We start from the raw sequence: 25,906 nt of genomic DNA, 5'->3' as shown, positions 1-25,906 counted from the left end.
AGCCAATGCCGGGCCCTGTCTGGAGCGTGTCACATGCGCGCGCTAGGCGGGGCCCATGTATTTCGACCCGATCCAGTCGCTCAGCCTCGCCGGCGACGCCGCGATTCCCAATGACGATCGTGTCGGCAGCGCCCATGCCCATGCCTGGGTGATCGACGGGGCGACCGACCTGGGCGGTCCAGGACTGGTCGGCCCGCGGGGCGGGGCCGCATGGCTGGCCGATCAGGCCCAGGCAGCGTTCACCGCTGCTCCGGACGCGCCGATCGCGACCCTGTGCCGCGGCGTGGCCGACCGGATCGCTACGGCCTATGCGGCGGCGCGGACCCGCGATCCCGAAGGGCGCTGGGAATTGCCGATCGCGTCGTTCCTCGCGGCACGGCTGGATGGTGATGCGCTGGAAGCGGCGTGGCTGGGAGATTGCGTCGCCTTGCTGATCCGCGGCGACCGGGTCATCCGCCTCGGCCCGGTGCGCGAGACGCGCGATGCCGAGACGGCGACCGCCTCCAGCCTGGCGCATCACGGGCTGGGCGCGCCGAAGAAGAGCGCGCCGATCCTCGAGACGCTTCGCGCCCGCCGCGGCCGGCCGGGCATCCGCGTCCTCTCGGTCGAACCGGAGATGATCGATCATCTGGAGACGGCCCGGATTCCCTGCGCGCCCGGCGACGACCTGTTGCTGATGACCGACGGCTTCGCCGCGCCGGTCGACAGCTATAGCGCGCTGGACGAGGAGGGGCTGGCGGCGCTGCTGCCGGTCGAGGGGCTTGCCGGCCTCGCCATGCGCCTTCGACGGATCGAGGCGGAGGATGCCGACTGCACCCGCTATCCCCGGTTCAAACGGTCCGACGACGCCACCGCGCTCTGGCTGCGGATCGCCTGACCGACAGGGCCAGGCCGTGCCGGAATGTGCCGGCTTGCCCTGATCGACATGTCGCGCGATGGCAGGGGCATGTCCGGTGCTTCTTCCTCCCGTGCGTCGACGGGCCTGTTGCTGGCGTTCGGCGCCTATGGCCTGTGGGGCATCCTGCCGCTGTATTTCCATCAGCTGAAGGGCGTGCCCGCGGGGCAGATTCTCGCCCATCGCGTGCTGTGGTCGCTCATCCTGCTGATCGGGCTCATCCTGGTGCTGAAGCGGGTCCGGGCGCTGATCGCCGCGGCGCGGGGGCGTACGCTGGTGCTGCTGTTCGCCAGCGCGACCATCATCGCGACCAACTGGCTCATCTACATCTGGGCAGTGGTCAGCGATCATGTCCTGGAGGCGAGCCTGGGCTATTTCATGAACCCGCTGGTGAATGTCGCCCTCGGCGTGGCCGTGCTCGGCGAGCGGGTTCGCCGCGTGCAGGGCATGGCGATCGCGATCGCGGCGGCCGGGGTCGCGGTGATGGCGTTCAGCGGCGGCGGTGCGATCTGGGTTTCGCTCGCGCTCGCCGCCACCTTCGCCCTCTATGGCCTGCTGCGAAAGGTGATGGCGATGGATGCGCTGGGCGGCCTCACCGTCGAAACGCTGCTCATCGCTCCCTTCGCTGCCGGATTGCTGTTCCTGTCGATGCGGGACGGGACCAGTGCATGGGGCCAGTCGGGCGGGCTCGACCTTCTGCTGGCGCTGGCCGGACCGATCACCGCCGTCCCGCTGCTGATGTTCGCCGGTGCCGCCCGCAGGCTGCCGCTGTCCACGCTCGGCCTGATCCAGTATACCTCGCCATCGCTTCAGTTCATGCTGGCCGTGTTCGTGTTCGGCGAAGCGCTGCACGCCGAGAATATCGTGACCTTCGCCCTGATCTGGAGCGGCTGCGCCCTATATGCCTGGGACAGCTGGCGCGCCAGCCGGCCGGTGCGCCCGATGCTGCCGGAATAGGAACCGACATGGCCCATTATCTCCTGATCTATGATCTCGCGCCCGATTATCTGGAACGACGTGCCGCGTTTCGGGAGGCGCATCTGGCGCTTGCGTGGCGATCGGTCGAACGCGGCGACCTGTTGCTGGGCGGCGCGCTCGCCGATCCCGCGGCGCAGGCGATGCTGCTGTTCCAGGGTGAGGGGCCGGAGGCTGCCGAGACATTTGCCCAGGACGATCCCTATGTCGCGGCGGGCCTCGTCACGCGCTGGCGCGTGCATCGCTGGACCACCGTGGTCGGTGCCGACGCCAGCACGCCGGTTCACCCGAATGATCGTTAAACCGGTCGGTTGACTATCTGGGGTGGTGTGCCATATTCAACCACATGGTTGAACAACGACTCGATGCCACCTTCCAGGCGCTGGCCGATCCGACCCGGCGGTTCATGCTCGCATCGCTTGCTTCCGGCGAGAAGAGCATCGGCGAACTGGCCCAGCCCTTCGCGATGAGCTTCGCCGGTGCGTCCAAGCATGTGAAGGTCCTCGAAGGTGCAGGGCTGGTCGCCCGGCGGAAGGTGGGACGGACCCAGCTGTGCCGGTTGCGGCCCGACCCGCTGGCCGAGGCCCAGCAATGGCTGCGGCAATGGGAGACGTTCTGGACCACGCGGCTCGACCGGCTCGACGCGCTGCTCGGCGAGGAGGCGGGACAATGAGCAGGGACAGCGGCCGGCCGCCCTTGTCGCTGACCGTCACGCGCGATTATGCAGCTTCCGCCGAGCGCGTATTCGATGCCTGGCTCGATCCCGACATGGCGCGACGCTTCCTGTTCGCCACGTCCGATGGCGAGATGCTGCAGGTGCAGATCGACGCTCGTGTCGGCGGTGACGCCCTGATCGTCGAGCGTCGCGCACAGGGCGACGCGCGTCACCGCATGCGGTTCGAGGTGATCGACCGGCCGCGGCGGCTGGTCTTCCTGTTCGCGGCGGGAATCGACGGGGAAGCCGACGCCGACTGGTCGCGGGTCGCGATCGATATCGTCTCGCGCGACGGCGGCGGCTGCACCCTGACCCTCCACCATGAACTGGATCCTGCCTGGTCGGACTGGGCAGACCGGACCCGTGCGGGCTGGACGATGATGCTCGACACCCTTGCGACACTGACAGGAGACTCATGATGATCGACGTGGAACGTCTCGGGCCCGACACTATCCGCATGGTCCGCATCCTCGATGCGCCGGTCGAGACCGTGTGGCGCTACCTGACCGAGTCCGATCTGCGCGCCCTGTGGTTCGCCGGCGGCGAGATGGAACTGTGCGAAGGCGGAGCGGCAACCCTCGTCTTCGACCATGATGCCCTGTCGGCCGATGACGTCCCCTATCCGGAGAAATATGCGGCGCACCAGGGCGCCACGGGCCGGGAGCGCATCACCGAGGTCGCGGCGCCCCGGCGCCTGGCATTTACCTGGGATGGCGGTCGCGAGGGTGTGGCCAGTTTCGAGCTGGCCGATGCCGGCGAAGGGCGGACGCGCCTCACGCTGGTGCATAGCGGGATCAGCGGTCCGGCACCGATGGCCAATTTCGGCGGCGGCTGGCATTCGCATCTTGCAGTGCTCCAGTCGCGGCTGGCCGGCCGGCCGGTGCGCGACTTCTGGGCGCTGCATGCGCAGTCGGAGGCTGCCGTCGCCGCGGCGCTGACCTGATCGGGGGTCAGTCGGTAAAGGCCGGCGCGCGCTTCTGCAGGTTCGCCATCACTGCCTCCACCTGGTTGGGACTGCGCATCAGCGCCTTCTGCTCGACGCTTTCCGCCATCAGCATCGAGGCCGCATCGCCTTCGTGATTGGCGAGCCGCTTGGCGGCACGGATCGCGTCGGGATTGCGTCCGGCGATCGTCTGCGCCAGCGCCAGCGCCTCGGCATGCGGGTCGGCGGCGATTCGCGTCACGAATCCCAGCCGTTCCCCCTCCGCCGCGTCGAATTCGCGCGCGGTATAGACGAGCTCGCGCAGCGCGTCGTCGCGCACCAGCCCGCGCCACAGCGCAAAGCCCGCCATATCGGGGACGATCCCCCATTTCATCTCCATCGCGGACAGGCGCGTGTCCGGGGCAGCGATGCGGATATCGGCGCCGCTGGCGATCTGAAGCCCGCCGCCGAACGCGACGCCATGGACGGCGGCGATCACCGGCACCTTCAGCGCGCGCCAGCCCCAGGCGACCTGCTGGACGATGTTCGCGGGGCCGGCGGTGCGGGTCATGATGTCGATCCCGGATCCGCCCGACGCCATGCTCGCCATGTCCAGCCCGGCGCAGAATGCGCGACCCTCGCCCGACAGCACCACCGCGCGCAGGCCGGGCGTGGCGTCGAGCTCGGCAATGCCGGCAACGATCGCTTCGAACATCGCGGGGTCCAGCGCATTCATCTTGTCCGCGCGGGTCAGCCGCACATCCGCCACGCCGCCCTTGATCGCGATCGTCACCCGCTGCTCGCTCATCTGCCTCTCCCGTGATGCGTTGCGCCATGACTAGGTCAAATCGCGCGCCTTGCCCACCGGGGCGTCCCCGGCGACATGGTCGATTGATTTGGCGCATCGCCTCGCCGTTGCTAAGCGCGCGTCCATGAGCTTCGTCTTCGATCCCGAACGGTTCTTCTCCAGCCGGATTGGCGGCCATGGCGGCCTGCTCGGCATCACGCTGGGCACCTATGGCGCGGACTGGGCCGAGCTGCAGTTGCCCTGGCGCGAGGATCTGGTCGGGGATCCGGAGTCGGGCGTGCTCGCCTCGGGACCGATCCTGGCGATGATGGACATGGCCACATCGATCGGCGTCTGGCTGAAGCTCGGCATGTTCCATCCCCATGCCACGCTGGACCTGCGGATCGACTATCTCCGTCCCGCCACGCCGGGCAGGACCGTCATCGGCCGCGGCGAATGCTACCGCGTCACCCGCTCGATCGCCTTTGTTCGCGGGCAGGCGCATGACGGCGACCCGGACGATCCGCTGGCGCATGTGGCGGGGACCTTCATGACCACGGGATCGTACAAGTGAGGGCGCTGCCGCCCTATGCCGACGCGCTCGGCATCACCATGGCGTCGGTGGACGGCATGCCGGTGCTGACCCTGCCATTCGCCGACACGGTTATCGGCCGGCCCGGCTTCCTGCACGGCGGCGCGATCGGCGGGCTGCTGGAGGTTGCGGCGATCGCCGCATTGCACCAGGCGCTGGAGGCCGAGGGCGGGGGCAGGATCAAGCCGGTCAACGTCACCATCGACTATATGCGCGGCGGGCGAGAGAAAGCGACCCATGCGCGCGGCACCGTCACCCGGCTCGGCAACCGCGTCGCCAATGTCGAGGCGACCGCCTGGCAGGACGATCCCGCCAGGCCGATCGCCGCGGCGCGCATGAACTATCTGATCGTGCGCTGAGCCGCGGGGCGGCACCGCCGCCCCGCTTCGCCCACTCAGCCCTTCGGCGTCAGCTTCAGCATCCGGCCCTGCGAATCCCCGCCGTCCTCGAGGACGTAGATCGATCCGTCGGGCGCCTCCTCGACCTCGCGGATGCGCGCGCCCATGTCCCACTGGTCGCCCTTGGCCGCGTCGGTGCCGTTCACGTCGACCCGCACCAGCGACTTGCTCGACAGGCCGCCGATGAACAGGTCGCCCTTCCATTGCGGCCACAGCTTGCCCGAATAGACCATCAGGCCGCCCGGCGAGATGACCGGGTTCCACCACACCTTGGGCGCCTCGAACCCGTCGCCGGGCTTGTGATCGGGAATGTCGCGGCCGTCATAATGGCTGCCGTTCGACACCTTGGGATAGCCGTAATTCCGGCCGGGGAGGATCAGGTTGACCTCGTCGCCGCCCTTGGGGCCCATCTCCTGCTCCCACAGATTGCCCTGCGCGTCGAACGCAATGCCCAGCAGGTTGCGATGGCCATAGGACCAGACCGCAGGATGGAAGCCCTTGGCTGCCAGCGGGTTGTTCGCCGCGGGCGTGCCGTCGTCGTTCAGGCGCAGGACCTTGCCCAGCGTCGCCTTGGGGTCCTGGGCAGGGTCGAACTTCTGCCGCTCGCCATTGGTGAAGAACAGATGGCCGTCGGGTGCGAACGCGATCCGGCCCGAGAAATGGCCGTCGCCCTCGACATAGGGGGTGGCGCGGAAGATGACCTGGACATTCTCCAGCGACGGAGACGCCCCGTCCTTCAGCGTCCCGCGGGCCAGCGCGACGCCCTTCAGGCCTTTGGCGTTGGCCTCGGAGAAGCTGAAATAGACCAGGCGGTTCCGGGAGAAACCGGGATGGAGCACCACGTCCATAAGGCCACCCTGGCCCGCGCTGGACACTGTCGGTGTCCCGCTGACGACCGAGCGGGTCTTTCCGTCGGCCGATACCAGGATCAGCTGGCCGCGCTTCTCGGTCACCAGCATGCGCCGGTCGGGCAGGAAGGTCATCGCCCAGGGCGAGTCGAAATCGGCGATCTCGGTGATGGTGAAGGGCGCTGCGCCGCTGGTCGACGGGCTCGACTGGGCGACCGCGTCGCTTCCCTGGTTGCAGGCGGCAAGCACCGCGATCGTCGGCAACAATAAGGCCCTGGCCTTGCGCATCATCGTCTCCTCTATCCGGGGGGTCGGATGCGCAACGTGTGTGCCGGGCCAGGGGTCCGCGTCAAATGATCGTGAAGGCTCGGCTTCCCGCCGGGCGCTCAGGCCTCGGCTGCCTCCGCGCCATCCTCGTCCAGGTCGCGCGCGACCTTGGGATCGCGCAGCAGCTGGTCGATCCGGGTGCCCTCGTCGAAACTCTCGTCCAGCAGGAATTTCAGCCGCGCGGCATATTTGGTGTTCACCCGCTGCGCGACCTCGCTCTGCAGGAACGCGGTGTTGGTGCGCAGCGCCTTCAGCACGACCGCCTCGTCCTTGCCCAACAGCGGCTTCACGAACACGGTCGCGTGCTTCAGGTCGGGCGACATCCGTACCTCGGTGACGGACACCAGATGCTTGGCCAGCACGTCGTCATGCACATCCCCGCGCGCAAGGATGTCCGACAGGACGTGACGGACCTGCTCGCCCACCTTCAACAGGCGAACCGAACGGTTTTCCGGGGTTTCGGCGTGCTTCATTCGAACCTCTTGCCCACATCGGCCGGCGACGGGCCGGTGATGTGGAAAGAGGGCGACGGCCCGGCCGTCACCCTCATTTCCTCCCGAGCCGCCGGCCCGGGCCCTGTCCTTCTCCCGCCAGGGGAGAAGGGCCTTGTCACAGCGTGCGTTCGCGCAGCTCGACCTCGAAGGTCTCGAGATAGTCCCCGGCCTTGATGTCGATGAAGTTGTTGCTGAAGGTCACGCCGCATTCGAGGCCGGCGCGGACTTCGGCAACATCGTCCTTGAAGCGACGCAGCGACGCGATCTCGCCCACATAGACGATGACGTCGTCGCGGGTGATGCGCGCCTTGAGCGCCTTGCGGATGACGCCCTCGGTGACCAGCAGACCGGCTGCCTTGCCATGCTTGCCCGCAGAGAAGACTTCGCGGATCTCGGCGCGGCCGACGACGGTCTCGAACGCCTCGGGGCCAAGCTGGCCGGCCATGCCGGCGCGGATCTCGTCCGTCAGGTCGTAGATGACGTCGTAATATTTCAGCGCCACCTTGTTCCGCTCGGCGATCTCGCGCGCCTTGGCGTTCGGACGGACGTTGAAGCCGATGATCGGCGCGCCCGAGGCCGCAGCCACGTTCACGTCGCTCTCGGTGATGCCGCCGACGCCCGAGTGCAGGATCCGGACCTTGATGTCGTCGGTCGAGATCTTGTTCAGCGAGCCGATGATCGCCTCGACCGTGCCCTGGGTATCCGCCTTGACGACGAGCGGATACTCCATCGCCTGCTTCTCCTTCAGCGCGGAGAACATGCTCTCCAGGCTTGCGGGCGTGTTGGTCGTGCGCTTCTGCTGGATGACGCCGGCACGATAGGCCGCGACCTCGCGGGCGCGTGCTTCGCTTTCGACGACCTGCAGCGGATCGCCCGCCATCGGCACGCCCGACAGGCCCAGCACCTCGACCGGAACCGAGGGACCGGCTTCCTTGAGCTGCATGCCCTTGTCGTTGACCAGTGCGCGGACCTTGCCGCTCTCGGCGCCGACGACGAACACGTCGCCGACCCGCAGCGTGCCGCGGTTGACGAGGATCGTCGCGACCGGGCCGCGGCCCTTGTCGAGCTTCGCCTCGATCACGGTGCCTTCGGCCTCGCGATCCGGATTGGCGCGCAGTTCGAGCAGTTCGGCCTGGAGCTGGATCTTCTCGACCAGCGTATCGAGGCCGATCTTCTTCAGCGCCGACACTTCGACGTCCTGCGTCTCGCCGCCCATCTCCTCGACCTGCACATTGTGCTCGAGCAGACGCTCGCGGATCCGCTGCGGATTCGCCTCGTGCTTGTCGACCTTGTTGATCGCCACGATCATCGGCACGCCGGCCGCCTTGGTGTGGTTGATCGCCTCGATCGTCTGCGGCATCAGCCCGTCATCGGCGGCCACGACCAGCACGACGATGTCGGTGACGTCGGCGCCGCGCGCACGCATCTCGGTAAAGGCCTCGTGGCCCGGCGTGTCGAGGAAGGTGATCTTCGACTTGTCCTTCAGCGTGACCTGATAGGCGCCGATATGCTGGGTGATCCCGCCGGCCTCGCCGCGGACCACGTCGGTGCCGCGCAGGGCGTCGAGCAGCGACGTCTTGCCGTGATCGACGTGACCCATGATCGTGACGACCGGGGCACGCGGCTGCAGCGTCTCGTCGGCATCGGCCTCGGTCTCGACCAGGTCGATATCGGCATCGCTGACGCGCTGGATATTATGGCCGAATTCGGTGACCAGCAGTTCGGCGGTGTCCTGGTCGATCGTCGCGTTGATCGTGACGGGCATGCCCATCTTGAACAGCGCCTTGACCAGATCCGCGCCCTTCTCGGCCATGCGGTTCGCCAGCTCCTGGACGGTGATCGCCTCGGGGACGACGACGTCGCGGACCTGCTTCGCCTGCGGCTCGCGCGGGCCGCCATAGGAACGCTTTTCCTTTTCGCGGGCGCGCTTCAGCGCGGCGAGGCTGCGCGCACGCGCACCATCGTCGCCGCCCAGGGCACGCGTTACGGTCAGCTTGCCCGACTGGCGACGATCGTCGCCGGGACGGCCGGCCGTGCGGGCCGGGCGGGCCGGCTCGGGACGGCGCGGCGCGGCCGCACCGGCACCCGCCGGCTGAGGGCGCGCCTGGACCGGTGCCGGCGAACCAGGGGTGCGTGCGGCGGGCGCGGCACTTTCCTGACGCGGCTCGGGCTTGGGCTCGGGCTTCGGGATTTCCGGGCGTTGCACCGGGGTGAAGCGGCGCGGCGCAGGACGGTTCGGATCCAGCTGCAGCATGAACGGCTCGGGCGCCGGAGCCGGCGTGGGGGCCGGCTTCGGAGCGGGAGTCGGTGCGGGCGCCGGGGCAGCGGTCGGTGCAGGTGCCGGAGCCGGGGTCGGCGCAGCGGCAACGGGCGTCGGCGCAGGTGCAGGCGTGGGAGCCGGCGCAGGGGCGGGCTCTTCCGCCTTGGGGGCAGGCGCAGGCGCAGGCTCGGGCGCCTTCGCGGCCTCGGCCTCGGCGCGTGCCTTTTCCTCGATGCGGCGCGCCTCGGCCTGAGCGGCTTCCTGTCGCTGGCGCTCTTCGCGGCGACGCGCTTCTTCCAGCGCCTGCATGCGCTGCTCGTCAGCCTCGCGCAGAAGCTTGGCCTGACGCTCCTGCGGCGAAAGATTGTCGGCTGCCGGACGCGGCGCAGGGGCCGGCGCGGGTGCGGCGGGTGCGGGGGTCGGTTCGGGCGCGGGTGCGGCGGCGGCGGGTGCCGCTTCGTCCTGCACCGGCTGGCCCTGCGGACCGAGCACGCGGCGACGCTTGACCTCGACCACCACGGTGTTCGAACGGCCATGGCTGAAGCTCTGCTTCACCTTGCCCGTTTCGACCGTGCGCTTGAGGCCCAGCGGCTGGCGCATGCCCAGTTTCGGCTTTTCGTTTTCGTTGTCGCTCATGCGCCTGCTCAAAGTCCTTCAGTCAATGCGTCGTTTTCGTCTGTCCGCGATCCATCCGGCGGAAGCGCCGATGTGCCCTGCGAAACGGATTCGCAAGAGCGTCGAGCAGGATCGGGTCCGATAAAATGCAGCCACCGGTCGAGCGCGTGGCTCACCCGTTTGGCCGCTTTGGCGTCTATAAGGCCGGCATGTACCACATTTTCGCGGCCAAGTGCCATTGACAATATGGTGCGCGGGACCGGCAATGTTAACCCCTTGAGGCCGCTGCCTTCGCTGTCGCTGCCCACGCGCCAGGCCTGGGCGAGCTTCGACGCACCGTCGGCGCCGGCATCGGCGGCGTGCAACAGCATCCGCAGCTTGCCCATCCGCGCCGCCTTGTCGAGTTTCTCGCCGCCGGTGACGACGAAGCCGGCCTTGGCCTCGAGTCCCAGGCGATCGAAGGCGGCGCGCTGAAGCTGCGTCTCGATCCGTTCGGCCAGGTCGGCGGGGATACGGAAGTCGCCGGTCTTGAAGGCACGCGCCAGCGCGCCCTTCAGCCTGCCCTTGGCCTGGGCTTCCTCGAGTTCGCTGCGGGTCGTGCCGATCCAGGCGCCGCGTCCGGGCGCCTTGGCGCGGACGTCGGGCCACACGTCTCCGTCCGGCGCGAGCACCAGGCGGACCAGGTGCTCGCGCGCGTCACGGTCTCCGGAAATGATGCATTTCCGGATCGGACCATCGGCGCTGTCTAGCGACGGGTTCTCATCGTTCGGGGTCCGCAACAGCGTCCTCCCCACCGGCGGTTGCCGGCTCTTCGTCCGCGAACCAGTGCGCGCGGGCTGCCATGATGATCTCGTTACCCTGCTCGTCGCTCAGGCCATATTCCGCCAGGATGCCGCCCTTGTGCTCGGGGCGCTTGGGCGCATCCTCGTTGCGGCGGCGCGGCTCGACCCGCTTCTTCTCGACCAGCTCGTCGGTCGCCAGGTCGGCCAGGTCGTCGAGCGTCTTGATGCCCGCCTTGCCCAGCGTGACCAGCATCGCCTCAGTCAGATACGGGATCGCTGCCAGATCGTCCTCGACGCCCAGGCCGCGACGCTCTTCGCGGTTCGCCTCCTCGCGGCGGTCCAGCGCTTCCTGCGCGCGGCTCTGCAGCTCCTGGCCCAGCTCGTCGTCGAAGCCCTCGATCGTCGCCAGCTCGTCGAGCTCGACATAGGCGACTTCCTCGAGGCTGCCAAAGCCTTCGGCCACCAGCAGCTGCGCCAGTGTCTCGTCGACGTCCAGCTCGTTCTGGAACATCTCGGAATTCTGGACGAACTCGCGCTGGCGCTTCTCGCTCGCGTCGGCCTCGGTCAGGATGTCGATCGCCTTGCCGGTCAGCTGGCTGGCCAGGCGGACATTCTGGCCGCGGCGGCCGATCGCCAGGCTCAGCTGGTCGTCGGGCACCACCACCTCGATGCGGTCGTCTTCCTCGTCGATCACGACGCGGCTGACGTTCGCCGGCTGCAGCGCGTTGACGACGAAGGTCGCGGTGTCGGGCGACCAGGGGATGATGTCGATCTTCTCGCCCTGCATCTCCTGCACGACGGCCTGCACGCGGCTGCCCTTCATGCCGACGCAGGCGCCGACGGGGTCGATGCCCGAATCATGGCTGATCACGCCGATCTTGGCGCGGCTGCCGGGATCGCGCGCGGCGGCCTTGATCTCGATGATGCCGTCGTAGATCTCGGGCACTTCCTGGGCGAACAGCTTCTTCATGAACTCGGGATGCGCCCGGCTCAGGAAGATCTGCGGTCCGCGATTCTCGCGGCGCACGTTCAGGATGATCGAACGGACGCGGTCGCCGACGCGAACCACTTCGCGCGGGATCTGCTGGTCGCGACGGATCACGCCCTCGGCGCGGCCCAGGTCGACCACGATGTGACCGAACTCGACGCGCTTCACCACGCCGGTGATGATCTCGTTGACCCGGTCCTTGAACTCTTCGAACTGGCGCTCGCGCTCGGCGTCGCGGACCTTCTGGAAAATGATCTGCTTCGATGCCTGGGCCTGGATGCGGCCGAACTCGATCGGGGGCAGCGGATCGACGATGAAGTCGCCGATCTTCGCGTCCTTCTGGAGCTTCTGCGCGCCCTTCAGGTCGACCTGCTTGAAATAGTCGTCGACCGCCTCGACCACCTCGACGACGCGCCACAGGCGCAGGTCGCCCGACTGCGGGTCGAGCTTCGCGCGGATGTCGTTCTCGATGCCGTAGCGGTTCTTGGCGGCGCGCTGGATCGCGTCTTCCATCGCCTCGATCACGATGGCGCGATCGATCAGCTTTTCCTTGGCGACCGAATCGGCGATCGCGATCAGTTCGGCCTTGTTCGCGGAAATGGCAGTGGCCATCCTCTTACCCTTCTACTTCGATGATCTGGTCCGCGCCTTCGGTCGAGATGGGCGCGGTTGCGGCAATCAGTGCGTCGGTCATGTTCAGCTTGGCGTCGAGCACCTGCGCGAACGGCACCGTGACTTCGCGATGCTTGCGGACGTCGACGGTAATCGAATCGCCCTCGATGCCCATCAGGATGCCGGTCAGCTGCTTGCGGCCGTCCTCGGTGCGCTCGGTCAGGTTGACGCGGGCCTCATGCCCCTTCCAGTCCTCGAAGTCCTGGAGGCGGGTGAGCGGGCGGTCGATGCCGGGCGAACTGACCTCGAGCCGATAGGCATGGTCGATCGGATCGCGGCCGGCCGCCTCGAGCGCGTCGAACCGGTCGGAGATGCGGCGCGACAGCGCGGCGCAATCCTCGATCGACAGCTGGCGGGTGTCGGGCCGCTCGGCCATCACCTGCAGCGTCGGATCGGACTGTCCGCCGAACATCTTGACGCGCACCAAGGCGAGCCCGAGCGCCTGCGTCTCCGGTTCGATCAATGCGGTCAGTGCGGTCAGTGCGGCGATGTCCGCCATGCGATTCCTTGCAAACGAGTATGCGCCTTCGCTGCCGGGAACCTTCCGGTTCCGGCTCGGCATGTTTGACGATGTCGAGAAAGCAAGCGGGGATATACGTCGCCTGGGCCGTTCCGGCAAGTCCCCAATGCGGTTCAGGCCGCCCGGAGGATCAGGCGGGATTGTGCCTGGCAAGGAACGCGCCGACCCGGGTCAGGAAGTCGGCCTCGTTCGCCGGTACGCGGATCGAGTGATATTCGCCGCGATAGGGAACGAACTCGTGCGGCTGGCCCAGCTTCTCCAGCGCGCGGTGCAGCCTCAGCGACTGGTCGAACGGCACCGTCTCGTCGGCGGTGCCATGGGAGATCAGCAGCGGGATGCGGATTCGCGCCGCCTGTTTCAACGGCGAGATCGAATCGAGCGGGAAGGCGCCGTCGCCCTGGATGCGGCGTTGCCACCCGCGGAACGACCGTCCGCTGTCGAAGGTCGGCTTGTCGAAGGCGAGCTGCGCGGCAATGTCGGAAACGCCGGCATAGCTGATCGCGCAGCGATACTGGTCGGGGTTTCGGATCGCCGCCCACATCGCGGCATAGCCGCCGAACGATGCCCCCATGATGCACACCCGCTTCGGGTCGATCGTGCCGGCGCGCGCCAGCCAGGCGACGCCGTCGTCGATATCGTCCTGCATCGCCCGGCCCCATTGCCCGTCGCCCAGCGTCTCGAAGTCGCGTCCGAATCCGGTCGAGCCGCGGAAATTGGGCTGGAGCACCGCGTATCCGCGCGTCGCCAGGAACTGGACCCAGCTGTCATAATCCGCCGTGTCGCGGGCGAACGGGCCGCCATGCGGCATGACCACCAGCGGCAGCCCCTTGTCGCCCCGGCCGGGCGGCAGGGTGAGGTAGCCGCCCAGGTGCAGGCCGTCGCGCGCGACGAAGCGGACCGGGCGCACCGTGGCGAGCCGCTTGCCGTCCAGCGCAGCGCGCGGGTTCGACAGAAGGGTCGCCTGGCCGGACGCCCGATCGAACAGGAACCAGCCGCCGGCCTCGCCATCGGCGATGCTCCACACCAGCAGGCGCGGATCGCTGCTGGCCAGGATGCGGTTCGCCCGACCGGGCAGCGCCGCATCGACGCGGCGCTGGAGCGCGCGCATCGCCGGGTCGAGCCATCGCACCTGCTCGCGGTCTTCGGTGAAGATCGCACCGACCAGCCTGCCGCTGCGATCGGTCTCGAACCCGTCCAGGTCGACGCGCGCATGCTCGTAGATCAGCGCACCCAGTCGGTTGGCGCCGAAATCATACTGATAGAGGCCAATTCGTCCCTTCGCCGATCCGGCGATGGCATAGCCCTGGGCGGTGCCGCGGACCGGAACCATCTGTTCGATCTCGGGCGTATCGCTGGTCGACTGAGGCGTTCGCGTGAACCTCTGGTCCTCGCCGGCGCGGTACAGCATGGCCGGCCGGCCGCCGGCCCAGGCCAGCCCGGCGCGCACGACCCCGTCGCCATCGGCATACCAGGTGCGCACCCCCTTTTGCGGCGCGACGATCCGGTCGGAGGCGCCGGTCGACAGGTCAACGCGGAAGACGCCGGGCGATTCGGGATCGCCCCCGCTCAACAGCATGAACCGCCCGGCGCGATCGATATGGATGATCCGGCCGTCGCGCCGGATCGCGACGTCGGTGCCGGCGGCGATGTCACGGACGAGATACCGGGTGCGGTCCGCGCTGCGCAGGCCGAGCACCAGCAGTCGGTCGCCGGCCCAATTGAAACTGTCGAGGCTCTGGCCCGCGGGCAGGGGGACCGGCACGCTGCGATGGTCGGCGTAGCGGACATCGACCAGTATCAGCGTCGGCACGCCGCGAACCTGCCCGAGCGCGGCGACGCGGGTGCCGTCGGGGGACAGTTGCGGCTCGCCGAGGACCGGCGGCGCAACCAGGTCGGCGGCGCTGGGAAGCGTCGGCGTTGCGGCCGGGGGCGCTGCCGGATCGGACGCGCGCGCCATTGCGGGGTGCAAGATACCCAACGCAAGCGCGGCGACGATCAGCAACTGCTTCATGGCATGGACCCCCGTCACATGATGAACGCAACATGACCGGCGGCAACGCCGGCGGCAAGCACGGACAGACGCGTATCGGGGCCGTTCCGATCCGGCCGGGATCAGGACGGGTTGCGCTTGTCCGGGCCATTGTGGGGCATCCGGCCAGCGCCTAGGACAGTGCGATGGCCAAACTCTATTTCTACTATGCCTCGATGAACGCGGGAAAATCGACCACGCTGCTCCAGGCCGATTTCAACTATCGCGAGCGGGGCATGCGCACCCTGTTGTTCACCGCCGCGGCACATGACCGCGGGGGGCATGGCGTGATCGATTCCCGCCTGGGCCTGAGGGCGGATGCGATTCCGTTCGATGCCGGCACCGACCTGCGCGTCCTGGCCGAGGCGGAGCATTTCCGCGCACCGCTCGCCTGCATCCTGGTCGACGAATCGCAGTTCCTGTCGGCGGCCCAGGTGCGGCAGCTCGCCCATCTCGCCGACGAGGTCGGCATCCCGGTGCTGTGCTACGGCCTGCGCACCGATTTCCAGGGGCAGCTGTTCCCCGGCAGCGCCGAACTGCTGGCGCTGGCCGACGCGCTGGTCGAGATCAAGTCGGTGTGCGAGTGCGGTCGCAAGGCGACGATGAACCTGCGCGTCGACGATGAGGGGCATGCGGTGCGCGAGGGTGCGCAGAAGGAAATCGGCGGCAATGAGAGATATGTCGCAATGTGTCGCAAGCACTTCATGCAGCGCACCGGCGTGCCTATCTGAGTGGGTGGAAGGGGGCTGTTCTTGGTCACAGGAAATGCCCGATGAAACTGAAGTCCATCCTGCTCGTCCCGGCATTGCTTGCCGCATTGCCCGTCGCCACCGCCGCCGCTCATTCGGCACCGCCGATGAAGGCGCAGGAGGCCGAGATTCCGTTCGCCACGACGATGGGGATCCGCACCTTCACGCCCGACGATGACGGCCACGGCATCTATCTGCAGGATCAGCGCCGCACCTGGTACCATGCCGAGCTGGCGGGGCCATGTTTCGATCTGCCCTTCGCGATCCGCGTCGGCTTCCAGACCTTTGGCGGGTCCAGCAGCCTGTCCCGCGGTGACAGCATCGTCGTCGGCCACGACCGCTGCATGATCACCAGCCTGGTCCGCAGCGACGCGCCGCCGGCGCGCGGTCACAAGGCCGCAAAGCAGGCGACGTAGGGATAAGCGCGATGGCGGCTGGACAGAGCCGCCATTGTCACCACGCGCTCCCGCGCCTAGGTCCGCGCGAAATCGCACCCGCGGAGTGACGACGCTTGGTCGACCTGTTGTACCGAATTGCCACCTGGCTGCTGCCGCTGATGCTGTCGCTCGTTCTGAGCGACCTGGTGCCGGCGCTGGTCGCCAACCTGCTGGGCGATGGCACCGCCAAGGAGCGTGGGCGCCTGTCGCTTAACCCGCTGGTCCATGTCGATCCGCTGGGGACGGTGCTTATCCCGCTCGCGCTGATTGCCGCCGGGGCGCCGGTGATCGGCTGGACCAGGCCGTTTCCGCTCGACATCAATCGCCTCAAGAACCCGCGTCTCGACAGCGTGCTCGTCGGCTTTGCCAGACCGGTGACCAACCTGCTGCTCGCCGCGCTTGGCGCGACTTTGCTCGGTTGGCTCCCGTCCGGCATGGCTCAAGGCGGCTCCGGTCCGTTCGGGGTCTTCATAAGCCACAACCTGCTGAATCTGGTTTCCATCAACGTCTTCCTGATGATCTTCAGTCTCGTTCCCATTCCGCCCTTCCCGGGCGCGCAAATCGTTCAGGGGCTGTTGCCCCCATCGATGGCCGCCCGGTTCGAGGATATTCAGCGCTATGGCCTGCTGATCGTCGTCCTGCTCTTCTTCGTGCTGCCTTTGCTCTCTCCGCAGCTCAACATCTTCCAGCAGGTGATCTCGCCGCTCGTGTTCGGCGTCGTCCGCGCGTTTCTCGCCAGCGCCGGCGTTACGGTCGGAGCCTGATCCCCGGGCATTGCCGCGGGCCGGTCGCCTACCTAAAGGCGCCACGATGCATGGCTGGATCATTCTCGACAAACCGCTGGGGCTAGGTTCGACCCAGGGGGTGAGCGCGGTGAAGCGCGCGCTGCGCGACGGCGGTTACGGCAAGTTCAAGGTGGGGCATGGCGGCACGCTCGATCCGCTGGCGACCGGCGTGCTGCCGATCGCGCTGGGCGAGGCGACCAAGCTGGCCGGGCGGATGCTCGACAGCGACAAGATCTACGACTTCACCGTCGACTTCGGCGTCCAGACCGATACGCTGGACGCAGAAGGCGTGCCGGCCGCGACCAGCGATGTCCGACCGGCGCCGGGCGCGGTCGAGGCGGTGCTGCCGCGCTTCACCGGTCCGATCGACCAGGTGCCGCCGGCCTATTCGGCGCTCAAGGTCGATGGCGAGCGCGCCTATGACCTGGCGCGCGCCGGCGAGGCGGTGGTCCTCGCCAGCCGGGCGGTCACGATCCACCAGCTGTCGGTCCTGAGCGTCGAGGGCGATGCCGATGCGCTTCGATCGGTCACGCTGCGTGCGCATGTGTCGAAGGGCACCTATATCCGCAGCCTCGCGCGCGATATCGCGCTGGCCATCGGCAGCGTCGGCCACGTCACCATGCTTCGCCGGGTCAAGGCGGGGCCGTTCGACCTGGATGCCGCGATTTCGCTGGACATTCTGGCCGATGCGGGTAAGGGCCGCACGCTTGAACATTACCTCCTGCCGCTGAGGGCGGGGCTGGACGACATCCCGGCTCTACCCCTCGATCCCGACCAGGCAGGGCTGCTCCGCAGGGGGCAGGTTCTGGCCGGGACGCACGCTGACGATGGCCAATATTTCGCGCTGCTGGGGGAAACCCCGATCGCGCTGGTGGAGGCTCAGGCCGGATTCGTCCGGGTCGTTCGCGGGTTCAACCTGTAATGAAGAAAGGACGACGATGTCGATCACTCCCGAGCGCAAGGAAGCGCTGATCACCGAACATGCCCGCGCACAGGGCGACACCGGCAGCCCCGAAGTCCAGGTCGCGATCCTCACCGAACGGATCGTCAACCTGACCGAGCACTTCAAGACGCACGCCAAGGACAATCACTCGCGCCGCGGCCTGCTGATGCTGGTCAACAAGCGCCGCTCGCTGCTCGACTATCTCAAGAAGTCGGACGCGGAGCGCTACACCGCACTGATCGCGAAGCTCGGTCTTCGCAAGTAACCGGAAAGGCGGCCTTCGGGTCGCCTTTTTGTCATTCCGGCGTAACCGCCGGGCCCCAGCGTGACACGCTGGCAACCGTGTTGCCGCCTCGTGCGGGAATGCGATGCGGGGAAGGCAATTCGGCCGACCCCAAACGAGCCACTCTCGGCTCACACAAATCGGACGCCGTGCCGGCGTCCTCGATTGGCCCCCCGCGCATAGGGCGCGGGGAGTGAAGGAAATCAAATGTTCGACAAGAAAACCGTATCGATCGAGTGGGGCGGCAAGACGCTGACGCTCGAAACGGGCAAGGTTGCCCGCCAGGCTGACGGCGCGGTCATCGCGACGCTCGGCGAAACCGTCGTGCTGTGCGCGGTCACCGCCGCCAAGACGGTCAAGGAAGGGCAGGATTTCTTCCCGCTCACCGTCCATTACCAGGAGAAGTTCTCGTCCGCCGGCCGTATCCCGGGCGGCTTCTTCAAGCGTGAGCGCGGCGCGACCGAAAAGGAAACGCTGGTTTCCCGCCTGATCGACCGTCCGATCCGCCCGCTGTTCCCGGAAGGCTTCTACAACGAGATCAACGCGATCTGTCAGGTCCTCTCCTATGACGGCGAGAACGAGCCCGACATTCTCGCGATGGTCGCTGCCTCCGCGGCGCTGACCATCTCGGGCGTTCCCTTCATGGGCCCGATCGGCGCTGCCCGCGTCGGCTACAAGGACGGCGAATATCAGCTGAACCCGACCGACGCGCAGGTCGCCGAGGGCGATCTCGACCTGGTCGTCGCCGCGACGCAGGACGCGGTGATGATGGTCGAATCCGAAGCCAAGGAGCTTTCGGAAGAGATCATGCTGAACGCCGTCATGTTCGCGCATCGCGAGTCGCAGAAGGTGATCGGCGCGATCATCAAGCTGGCCGAGCAGGCTGCCAAGGATCCCTGGGAGCTGGCACCCGTCGAGGACAAGTCGGCGACCATGGCGAAGCTGCGCGGGGCGATCGGCGACGACCTCGCCGCCGCCTACAAGCTGACCAACAAGTCCGAGCGCCAGAACGCGATCAACGAGGCCCGCGCCAAGGCGCGGGTCGCATTCGCCGACCTGAAGGAAACCGATCCGGCCCAGTATCTGGGTACGCTGAAGCTGGTGAAGAAGCTCGAGGCCGACATCGTCCGCGGTGCGATCCTCAAGGAAGGCCGCCGCATCGACGGCCGCGACACCAAGACGGTTCGTCCGATCGAGGCGGAAGTCCACTTCCTGCCGCGCGCGCACGGCTCGGCCCTGTTCACCCGCGGCGAAACGCAGACGATCGCGACCTGTACCCTGGGGACCCGCGACGCGGAGCAGATGATCGACGGTCTGGGTGGCCTCAGCTACCAGCACTTCATGCTGCACTATAACTTCCCGCCCTATTCGGTCGGTGAAGTCGGCCGTTTCGGCGCGCCGGGCCGTCGCGAGATCGGCCATGGCAAGCTGGCATGGCGCGCGCTGCACCCGGTGCTGCCGACCAAGGAAGAATTCCCCTACACCATCCGTCTGACCAGCGACATCACCGAGTCGAACGGCTCGTCCTCGATGGCGACGGTGTGCGGCGGCTCGCTCAGCCTGATGGACGCGGGCGTTCCGCTCAAGCGTCCGGTCTCGGGCATCGCGATGGGCCTGATCCTGGAAGGCAAGGACTTCGCGGTCCTGTCGGACATCCTGGGTGACGAGGATCATCTCGGCGACATGGACTTCAAGGTGGCCGGTACCAGCGAGGGCATCACCTCGCTGCAGATGGACATCAAGATCGCCGGCATCACCGAGGAGATCATGAAGGTCGCCCTGGCGCAGGCCAAGGAAGGCCGTGCGCACATCCTGGGCGAGATGGCCAAGGCGCTGGGCGATGCCCGCACCGAGCTGTCGGCGCATGCGCCGCGCATCGAGACCATGACGATCGACAAGACCAAGATCCGTGACGTCATCGGCACGGGCGGCAAGGTGATCCGCGAGATCGTCGCGACCACCGGTGCCAAGGTCGACATCGACGACGAGGGCGTGATCAAGATCAGCTCGTCCGACCATTCGCAGATCGAAGCTGCGATGAACTGGATCAAGGGCATCGTCGAGGAAGCGGAAGTCGGCAAGGTCTATACCGGCAAGGTCGTGAACCTGGTCGATTTCGGTGCCTTCGTGAACTTCATGGGCGGCAAGGACGGTCTCGTCCACGTGTCGGAAATCCGCAACGAGCGCGTCGAGAAGGTCTCGGACGCCCTGAGCGAAGGCCAGGAAGTCAAGGTCAAGGTCCTCGAGATCGATCCGCGCGGCAAGGTTCGCCTGTCGATGCGCGTCGTCGACCAGGAAACCGGCGAGGAGCTGGAGGACACCCGTCCCGCCCGTGAGCCCCGCGAACCGCGCGGCGACCGTGGTGATCGTGGCGACCGTGGCGACCGTCGTCGCGAAGGTGGCCGTGGCGGCGATCGTGGCCCGCGTCGCGAAGGCGGCGGTGGTGGCCGCGACCGTGGTCCGCGTCGCGAAAATTCGGAAGGTGGCTCGAAGGACGAAGGCGGCGACAATATCGGCCTGCCCGCTTTCCTGACCGGCAACGACGACTGAGATCCGGCGAAAGTTCGGAGAGGATGGGGGCCCGGAAGCAATTCCGGGCCCCTTTTCCGTTCGGGATCGTCGGACCTTGATCCGCTTTACTTGCTATCGCCACCGCACGCGCCATGGTGGTGCCCGGCGTAGGGGAGACCATCGTGACGAAGAGCAGCGACTGGCTGGCAAGGTTGCCGCTGGCGCAGGGCCGGCCGGTCCTGGGCGTGGCGGTGATGCTTGCGCTTGCCGGTACTGCGTTTGCGGTGCGCTGGTTCGCCGACCCGATGCTGCCGCCGGGCTTTCCCTATGTGACCTTCTTCCCGGCGGTCATCATCACGTCGTTCCTGTTCGGCGTGCAGATCGGTTCGGCCAGCGCGGTGATCTGCGGGGCTCTGGCCTGGTACTTCTTCATCCCGCCGTTCCGCAGTTTCGACCTGACGATCGCCTCCGCCTTCGCGCTGACTTTCTACGTCTTCGTCGTGGCAACCGATATCCTGCTGGTTCACTGGATGCAGCGGGCGAACCATCGCCTCGCTGCCGAGCGCGAGCGCAATCGCGCCCTGGCGGACACGCGCGAGCTGCTGTTCCGCGAGCTTCAGCATCGGGTGTCGAACAATCTCCAGGTCGCGGCGGCGCTGCTGATGCTGCAGAAGCGACGGGTGACCGACGGCGAGGCGCGTACCGCGCTGGACGAGGGGGCGCGGCGCCTGGGCGTGATCGGCCGGATCAGTCGTCAGCTCTATCATGTCGAGGGAACCACCCGCGGCCTGAGGGCGCTGCTCGAGCCGCTGTGCGACGATGTCGTCGATGCCAGCGGAAAGCCGGTGACGATCACCGTCACGGGGGATCATGACCTGGCGGTGACGTCGGATGCGGCGGTACCGGTCGCGCTGATCGTCGCGGAGGCCGTCGCCAACTCGATCGAGCATGGCTTTGCCGGTCGTGAACAGGGCCGCATCGACATCGATCTGCGTCGGGAAGGATCGTCGATCCGAATCGACGTTCGCGACGACGGCCGCGGCCTGCCGGAGGGTTTCGATGTGGCGGCATCGGGCAGCCTGGGCCTGAGCATCGCGGCGATGCTCGCCGAGCAGCTCAATGGCCGGTTCGACCTGCTGCCCGGCCAGGGCGCGACGGCGCGGCTGACCGTCCCGGCGTGAGGGCCTGTATCCGCTGATGACATGGGAAGTGGGGAGCTTCTGTTGCCCGGTGCTCCCCGTACCGCTGGAATCCGCTTCTGTTGCCCGGTGCGGTCCAACCGCGCTTTTGTCTGTCTAACCTAGTCCGTGAAGACTTGGGTTAGGCCGCAATCGCGAGCGCCTCGTTATCGTTGGCACTTGTGAAATGAGCCGTTGCGGTGGCCCAATCCGAGCGAAAGTCGGCGCCTTTCAATACACGTCGATCCTGGTTCGGCCCCGTCATCACCCGCCATTGCTGGCGGTTGGTGGTGGAGCCGCCGGGTACTGCCCCCGGGTCCGCTGCATCTAGTCTACGCCGTCGTTTATCGCCATAGCCGGCCGAAGCCGGCACAGTCAGATATAGGCATTCGGGCGGCGAAGAAAAGAGGCTTGAGCCAAGGGCTTCGGGAAAAGGCTGCACAGGCCTTCACAGCGCCGCAAAGACTTGGCATGGGCTTTGCCACGATGTTGACGCAGCGTTCCCGATACGCCCTCCGCGCGATGCTATTCCTGGCCACCCAGCCGCCCGGCGGGAAACCCACGCCGATGAATCGCATCGCGGCCGAGGCGAACGTACCGCGCAAGTTCCTCGAACTGATCCTCGCCGACCTGCGGGAGGCCGGGTTCCTGCACAGCCATCGCGGCAAGATGGGCGGCTATGTGCTCGCGCGTCCCGGCCATCTCATCTCCCTGGGCGAGATCATCCGGGTGATCGAAGGGCCGCTGGCGCTGGTTCCCTGCGTCAGCCGCACCGCCTATCGCCCCTGCCTCGACTGCAAGGACGAGGCTACGTGCGCGATCCGCGCCGCGATGGCGCGGGTGCGCGACGAGACTGCGCGCATCCTCGACGGCACCAGCCTGGCGGACGCGGTCGCGGTGGATCTCGCCGCCGCCTGATCCGCGCGCGCAGGCAACCTCTTTCATGTCCCGGTGGTTGCGCCATATACAACACCGGTGACATCCCGGAGGGCAGCCCAATGAAGTTTCGTGTCGCGATCGCCATGGCCACGGCGATGCTGCTGTCGGCCTGTGGCATCAACAGCGTTCCGAGGGCAGAGGAGGATGCCAAGGCGAAATGGGCGGACGTCCAGGCTTCGTATCAGCGCCGCGCCGACCTGATACCCAATCTGGTCGCGACGGTGAGGGCCGCCGCCGGATCCGAGAGCAAGATCCTGACCGAGGTGACCCAGGCGCGCTCGCGCGCGACGTCGGTCCAGCTTGCCCCCGGCGACCTTACCGACCCCGCCAAGGTTCAGGCCTATCAGACAGCGCAACAGACACTGGGCGGGTCGCTCAGTCGCCTGCTTGCGACCGTGGAGGCATATCCCGAGCTTAAGAGCCAGGACTCGTCCAAAATGCTGATTCGCGAACTGGCGGGCGCGGAGAATCGCATCAACGTTCGGATCGAGGCCTATAACCGCTCGGTGCAGGAGTATAACACGCGAATCCGGACCTTTCCTGACGCTATCGGCGCACGCGTCTTCTACGGCGCAAAGCCTCTGGTGCAATTTCAGGCGAAGCCGGGGGCCGATACACCTCCAGACGTCCGTACGGAACTCGACAACTGATCATGCGCGTCGCCGTCCTGCCGCTTCTGGCACTGCTTTCCGCTTGCGGGGGGCAGGAGCAGGCGACCAATGAAGCTGGCCGGACGGCCGATCGCGCGGCCGCCGCGTCGCCCGCGCCATCACCGTCGCCTTCGCGGGTAATCGCGGTCCGGCATGTGATAGACGACGCGGAGGTGCTGTCTACGTCGGCGCGCACTGCAATGGAGGCACGCCTTTCCGACGTCGAAAGGCGCACGCAGCGGCGGATCATGGTCGTGACGGTCGCGTCGCTCCAAGGCCGCTCGACGGGCGAACTGTCAGAAACGATTGGGCTGCGGACCGGCATCACCAACGGCGCCCTGCTCCTGTTCGCACCGAAGGAACGAGAGCTTCGCCTGTCCGCGGCGGGGCCTTCCGGCACCCTCCTGTCCGACGCGCGCGCGCGGCAGATCGTCGAACAGGTCATGCGCCCCGACCTGAAAGCCAACCGGTTCGAGGCGGGCATCGTGAAGGGAATCGACCATGTCGCGGCGCTTTTGTCAGAGACGATCGGATGAGGATCGACCGGTTCTTCCTCCCGCTTGTCCTGATGCTCGTGCCGGTGGTGGCATCGGCGCAGACCTTTCCGGAACTGACCGGCAGGGTCGTGGACGCGGCCAACCTGCTAGATTCTGCTCAGGAACAGCAACTCACGCAATTGTCCGAGGGAATCGAGCAGGCGAGCGGGCGCCAGTTCGTCGTCGCCACCATCCCCGATCTCCAGGGCTACGCGATCGACGATTATGGTTATCGGCTGGGGCAGCACTGGAAGCTGGGCCAGAAGGATGCGGACAACGGCATCATCCTGCTGGTCGCCCCAAATGAGCGGGAGGTCAGGATTGAAGTCGGCAAGGGGCTTGAGCCGATCATGACCGACGGGTTCGTCGGCCTTATCATCGACAAGCAGATCGTTCCGCACTTCAAGGCAGGCGACATGGCGGGCGGCATCATCGCGGGCGCGTCCGAGATCGGCGAGCAGATGAAGCTGCCGCTTGAGGCGGCCGAGCAGCGCGCCAAGCAGAAGCTCGACGCGGCGCGTGCGGCGCAGCAGCGGCGCGGCAGCAGCGACGCCAACGAGGTCGGCGGTGCGATCGTCGGCGCGATAGTGGTCATGTTCGTCCTGTTCCTCTTCCTCCGCGGACTGAGCGGCGGGAAGCGTCGCGGTCGCCGCTATCGCGGCCGGGGCGGGAGCGGCGTCGGCGAGGTGCTGCTGTGGGCGGCGCTCGATGCGGCGATGCGCAGCGGCGGCCGCAGTTCGGGTTCGGGCTGGAGCGGCGGCTCAGGCTGGGGTGGCGGTGGTAGTGGCGGATCGTCCTGGGGCGGCGGCGGTGGCGGCGGAGGCTTCTCCGGCGGCGGCGGCTCCTTCGGGGGCGGCGGCGCGTCGGGGAGCTGGTGATGGCCCGGATCAGGTTCAGCGAGGCGGATCATCTGCGGGTGACCGAAGCCGTGGCCGCCGCGGAGCGGGGCACTTCGGGCGAGATCGTGACGATCGTCACCGACCGCTCCGATTCCTATCACGATGTCGGGCTTCACTATGCCGTGGGCGCGATGCTGGCGGTCGCGGCGTTCGTCGCGATCTGGCCGGCGCCGCTCGAACACTGGCTGGGCTGGACCAGCGAGCCGGAGATCGGCCGGACCGCCTTCTGGCTGGTGATCGCCCAGGCCGTGCTGTTCCTGGCGGTACGCTATTCGCTCGCCTGGATGCCGGCGCGAATGGCGCTGACGCCGCATCCGACCAAGCTGCGCCGGGTGCGCCGCCGCGCCGTCCAGTTCTTCCGCGCCAGCGCCGAGCATCGCACCCGCGGCCGGGTCGGCGTGCTCCTCTATGTCAGCCTGGCCGAACACCGCGCCGAAATCGTCGCCGACGCGGCGATCCACGGCAAGGTCAGCGACGATTGCTGGGGCGAGGCGATGGCGATGCTGGTTGCGGGGCTCCGTCGCGATGATCCGGCCGGCGGCATGGCCGACGCGATTGCGCGCATCGGCGAAATTCTGGCAGAGCAGTTCCCGCGCCAGGCGCATGACGTCAACGAACTCCCGGACAGGCTGATCGAATTGTGAGCGACATCGAACCCGTCGAGACCGCCTGGCAGGGCAAGTGGATCTGCGTCCGCAAGCAGGGACGCTGGGAATATGTCTCGCGCACCCGCGGGTCGCGCGCGGTGGTCATCGTCGCGATCGACGACGACGACCATGTCCTGCTCGTCGACCAGTACCGCGTGCCGCTCGGCCGGCGCTGCCTCGAACTGCCTGCCGGGCTGGTCGGCGACGACCATGCCGACGACACGCCCGAACTGGCGGCGGTGCGCGAGCTGGAGGAGGAGACCGGCTACACCGCGTCCGACCTGCAGAACCTCGGCGAGTATCAATCCTCGCCCGGCCTGGTGACCGAAGGTTTCACCCTGGTCCGTCTGCGCGGCCTGACGAAGATCGGCGAGGGCGGCGGCATCGATGGCGAGGACATCGTCGTCCACCGCGTGAAGCTGGCCGACATCCCCGCCTTCGTCGCCGCCAAGCGCGCCGACGGCGTCGCGATCGACGTCAAGCTGCTGCTGCTGCTTGCCGGCACCCTGCTGGGCTGACGCCCGCGGGGC

The 25,906-nt window shown here is 67.6% G+C and carries 29 protein-coding genes and 1 other RNA gene; 21 read left to right on the top strand and 9 right to left on the bottom strand.

The genetic code is table 11. The features are described from left to right. Positions 1–55: 55 nt before the first annotated feature. The 6 genes from TPR58_RS08995 to TPR58_RS08970 are packed head-to-tail and all read left to right on the top strand — an operon-like array spanning position 56 to position 3,528. Positions 56–877 carry a protein phosphatase 2C domain-containing protein gene (locus TPR58_RS08995; RefSeq protein ID WP_346246301.1) on the top strand — a complete coding sequence of 274 codons (822 nt, stop codon included), beginning with the start codon at positions 56–58 and terminating at the stop codon, positions 875–877. A gap of 24 nt (positions 878–901) precedes the next feature. Then, complete coding sequence (gene rarD, locus TPR58_RS08990; protein ID WP_346246300.1) at positions 902–1,852, top strand: EamA family transporter RarD; 951 nt, start codon at positions 902–904, stop codon at positions 1,850–1,852. 8 nt (positions 1,853–1,860) lie between these two features. Continuing rightward, a complete protein-coding gene (locus TPR58_RS08985; protein WP_346246299.1) occupies positions 1,861–2,172 on the top strand; it encodes a YciI-like protein in 312 nt (103 codons plus the stop codon). 44 nt (positions 2,173–2,216) lie between these two features. Then, the gene (locus TPR58_RS08980) at positions 2,217–2,543 is read left to right on the top strand and encodes an ArsR/SmtB family transcription factor (protein ID WP_346246298.1); all 327 of its coding nucleotides are present in this window, start codon (positions 2,217–2,219) and stop codon (positions 2,541–2,543) included. Further along, the gene (locus TPR58_RS08975; protein WP_346246297.1) at positions 2,540–3,004 is read left to right on the top strand and encodes an SRPBCC family protein; all 465 of its coding nucleotides are present in this window, start codon (positions 2,540–2,542) and stop codon (positions 3,002–3,004) included. Before TPR58_RS08980 ends, TPR58_RS08975 begins: the two co-directional genes overlap by 4 nt. Next, the gene (locus TPR58_RS08970) at positions 3,004–3,528 is read left to right on the top strand and encodes an SRPBCC family protein (RefSeq protein WP_346246296.1); all 525 of its coding nucleotides are present in this window, start codon (positions 3,004–3,006) and stop codon (positions 3,526–3,528) included. The genes TPR58_RS08975 and TPR58_RS08970 overlap by 1 nt, the downstream gene beginning before the upstream one ends. Positions 3,529–3,535: 7 nt before the next feature. Here TPR58_RS08970 and TPR58_RS08965 read toward each other — a convergent pair whose 3' ends face one another. After that, the gene (locus tag TPR58_RS08965; RefSeq protein ID WP_346246295.1) at positions 3,536–4,315 is read right to left on the bottom strand and encodes a crotonase/enoyl-CoA hydratase family protein; all 780 of its coding nucleotides are present in this window, start codon (positions 4,313–4,315) and stop codon (positions 3,536–3,538) included. Between the two features lie 124 nt (positions 4,316–4,439). Here TPR58_RS08965 and TPR58_RS08960 point away from each other — a divergent pair, with 124 nt between their 5' ends. Then, complete coding sequence (locus tag TPR58_RS08960; protein ID WP_346246294.1) at positions 4,440–4,868, top strand: PaaI family thioesterase; 429 nt, start codon at positions 4,440–4,442, stop codon at positions 4,866–4,868. Continuing rightward, positions 4,865–5,245, top strand: coding sequence for a PaaI family thioesterase (locus TPR58_RS08955; protein ID WP_346246293.1), 381 nt, complete (start codon positions 4,865–4,867; stop codon positions 5,243–5,245). The genes TPR58_RS08960 and TPR58_RS08955 overlap by 4 nt, the downstream gene beginning before the upstream one ends. Positions 5,246–5,280: 35 nt before the next feature. Here TPR58_RS08955 and TPR58_RS08950 read toward each other — a convergent pair whose 3' ends face one another. The 7 genes from TPR58_RS08950 to TPR58_RS08920 all read right to left on the bottom strand — a co-directional run bounded on the left by TPR58_RS08950 (position 5,281) and on the right by TPR58_RS08920 (position 14,801). Next, positions 5,281–6,420 (bottom strand): PQQ-dependent sugar dehydrogenase, encoded by a 1,140-nt coding sequence (locus tag TPR58_RS08950; RefSeq protein WP_346246292.1) that lies wholly within the window; start codon positions 6,418–6,420, stop codon positions 5,281–5,283. Between the two features lie 98 nt (positions 6,421–6,518). Beyond that, positions 6,519–6,932, bottom strand: a complete 414-nt coding sequence (rbfA, locus tag TPR58_RS08945; RefSeq protein ID WP_346246291.1) for a 30S ribosome-binding factor RbfA — start codon at positions 6,930–6,932, stop codon at positions 6,519–6,521. A 136-nt stretch (positions 6,933–7,068) separates the two neighbouring features. Next, the gene (gene infB / locus TPR58_RS08940) at positions 7,069–9,849 is read right to left on the bottom strand and encodes a translation initiation factor IF-2 (protein ID WP_346246290.1); all 2,781 of its coding nucleotides are present in this window, start codon (positions 9,847–9,849) and stop codon (positions 7,069–7,071) included. An 8-nt stretch (positions 9,850–9,857) separates the two neighbouring features. Then, positions 9,858–10,607, bottom strand: coding sequence for a DUF448 domain-containing protein (locus tag TPR58_RS08935; protein ID WP_346246289.1), 750 nt, complete (start codon positions 10,605–10,607; stop codon positions 9,858–9,860). Beyond that, entirely contained in the window at positions 10,588–12,210 is a 1,623-nt protein-coding gene (gene nusA, locus TPR58_RS08930; protein ID WP_346246288.1) for a transcription termination factor NusA, read from the bottom strand. The genes TPR58_RS08935 and nusA overlap by 20 nt, the downstream gene beginning before the upstream one ends. 4 nt (positions 12,211–12,214) lie before the next feature. Further along, positions 12,215–12,769: a ribosome maturation protein RimP gene (gene rimP, locus TPR58_RS08925; RefSeq protein WP_346246287.1), complete on the bottom strand. Its 555-nt coding sequence runs from the start codon at positions 12,767–12,769 to the stop codon at positions 12,215–12,217. A gap of 151 nt (positions 12,770–12,920) precedes the next feature. After that, positions 12,921–14,801 carry an alpha/beta hydrolase family protein gene (locus tag TPR58_RS08920; RefSeq protein WP_346246286.1) on the bottom strand — a complete coding sequence of 627 codons (1,881 nt, stop codon included), beginning with the start codon at positions 14,799–14,801 and terminating at the stop codon, positions 12,921–12,923. Between the two features lie 164 nt (positions 14,802–14,965). Between TPR58_RS08920 and TPR58_RS08915 the strand changes: the two genes are divergently transcribed. The 7 genes from TPR58_RS08915 to TPR58_RS08885 all read left to right on the top strand — a co-directional run bounded on the left by TPR58_RS08915 (position 14,966) and on the right by TPR58_RS08885 (position 21,708). After that, entirely contained in the window at positions 14,966–15,550 is a 585-nt protein-coding gene (locus tag TPR58_RS08915; protein WP_346246285.1) for a thymidine kinase, read from the top strand. Between the two features lie 41 nt (positions 15,551–15,591). Continuing rightward, entirely contained in the window at positions 15,592–15,984 is a 393-nt protein-coding gene (locus tag TPR58_RS08910; RefSeq protein WP_346246284.1) for a DUF6491 family protein, read from the top strand. A gap of 95 nt (positions 15,985–16,079) precedes the next feature. Beyond that, positions 16,080–16,769, top strand: coding sequence for a site-2 protease family protein (locus tag TPR58_RS08905; protein WP_346246283.1), 690 nt, complete (start codon positions 16,080–16,082; stop codon positions 16,767–16,769). Positions 16,770–16,815: 46 nt separating this feature from the next. After that, a complete protein-coding gene (gene truB / locus TPR58_RS08900; protein WP_346246282.1) occupies positions 16,816–17,712 on the top strand; it encodes a tRNA pseudouridine(55) synthase TruB in 897 nt (298 codons plus the stop codon). 16 nt (positions 17,713–17,728) lie between these two features. Then, the gene (gene rpsO, locus TPR58_RS08895) at positions 17,729–17,998 is read left to right on the top strand and encodes a 30S ribosomal protein S15 (protein WP_346246281.1); all 270 of its coding nucleotides are present in this window, start codon (positions 17,729–17,731) and stop codon (positions 17,996–17,998) included. Positions 17,999–18,223: 225 nt separating this feature from the next. After that, positions 18,224–20,566, top strand: coding sequence for a polyribonucleotide nucleotidyltransferase (pnp, locus tag TPR58_RS08890; RefSeq protein WP_346246280.1), 2,343 nt, complete (start codon positions 18,224–18,226; stop codon positions 20,564–20,566). 143 nt (positions 20,567–20,709) lie between these two features. Beyond that, entirely contained in the window at positions 20,710–21,708 is a 999-nt protein-coding gene (locus tag TPR58_RS08885; RefSeq protein ID WP_346246279.1) for a sensor histidine kinase, read from the top strand. A gap of 66 nt (positions 21,709–21,774) precedes the next feature. Here TPR58_RS08885 and ssrA read toward each other — a convergent pair. Then, positions 21,775–22,115, bottom strand: a transfer-messenger RNA (tmRNA) gene (gene ssrA / locus TPR58_RS08880). A 76-nt stretch (positions 22,116–22,191) separates the two neighbouring features. Between ssrA and TPR58_RS08875 the strand changes: the two genes are divergently transcribed. The 6 genes from TPR58_RS08875 to TPR58_RS08850 all read left to right on the top strand — a co-directional run bounded on the left by TPR58_RS08875 (position 22,192) and on the right by TPR58_RS08850 (position 25,894). Then, positions 22,192–22,623 carry an RrF2 family transcriptional regulator gene (locus TPR58_RS08875; RefSeq protein ID WP_346246278.1) on the top strand — a complete coding sequence of 144 codons (432 nt, stop codon included), beginning with the start codon at positions 22,192–22,194 and terminating at the stop codon, positions 22,621–22,623. 80 nt (positions 22,624–22,703) lie between these two features. Then, complete coding sequence (locus tag TPR58_RS08870) at positions 22,704–23,294, top strand: LemA family protein (RefSeq protein ID WP_346246277.1); 591 nt, start codon at positions 22,704–22,706, stop codon at positions 23,292–23,294. Between the two features lie 2 nt (positions 23,295–23,296). Next, positions 23,297–23,830, top strand: coding sequence for a TPM domain-containing protein (locus TPR58_RS08865; protein WP_346246276.1), 534 nt, complete (start codon positions 23,297–23,299; stop codon positions 23,828–23,830). After that, positions 23,827–24,708, top strand: coding sequence for a TPM domain-containing protein (locus TPR58_RS08860; RefSeq protein WP_346246275.1), 882 nt, complete (start codon positions 23,827–23,829; stop codon positions 24,706–24,708). Before TPR58_RS08865 ends, TPR58_RS08860 begins: the two co-directional genes overlap by 4 nt. Continuing rightward, positions 24,708–25,373 (top strand): TPM domain-containing protein, encoded by a 666-nt coding sequence (locus TPR58_RS08855; RefSeq protein ID WP_346246274.1) that lies wholly within the window; start codon positions 24,708–24,710, stop codon positions 25,371–25,373. Before TPR58_RS08860 ends, TPR58_RS08855 begins: the two co-directional genes overlap by 1 nt. Beyond that, positions 25,367–25,894: an NUDIX hydrolase gene (locus TPR58_RS08850; RefSeq protein ID WP_428835707.1), complete on the top strand. Its 528-nt coding sequence runs from the start codon at positions 25,367–25,369 to the stop codon at positions 25,892–25,894. The genes TPR58_RS08855 and TPR58_RS08850 overlap by 7 nt, the downstream gene beginning before the upstream one ends. The last annotated feature ends 12 nt before the right edge of the window (positions 25,895–25,906 follow it).

The organism is Sphingomonas rustica (genome assembly GCF_039652585.1).
In the GTDB taxonomy this organism is placed as follows: Bacteria; Pseudomonadota; Alphaproteobacteria; order Sphingomonadales; family Sphingomonadaceae; genus Sphingomonas; species Sphingomonas rustica.
Note: the sequence above shows the minus strand (reverse complement) of the source record. Positions and strands in the feature narration are given on the sequence as shown.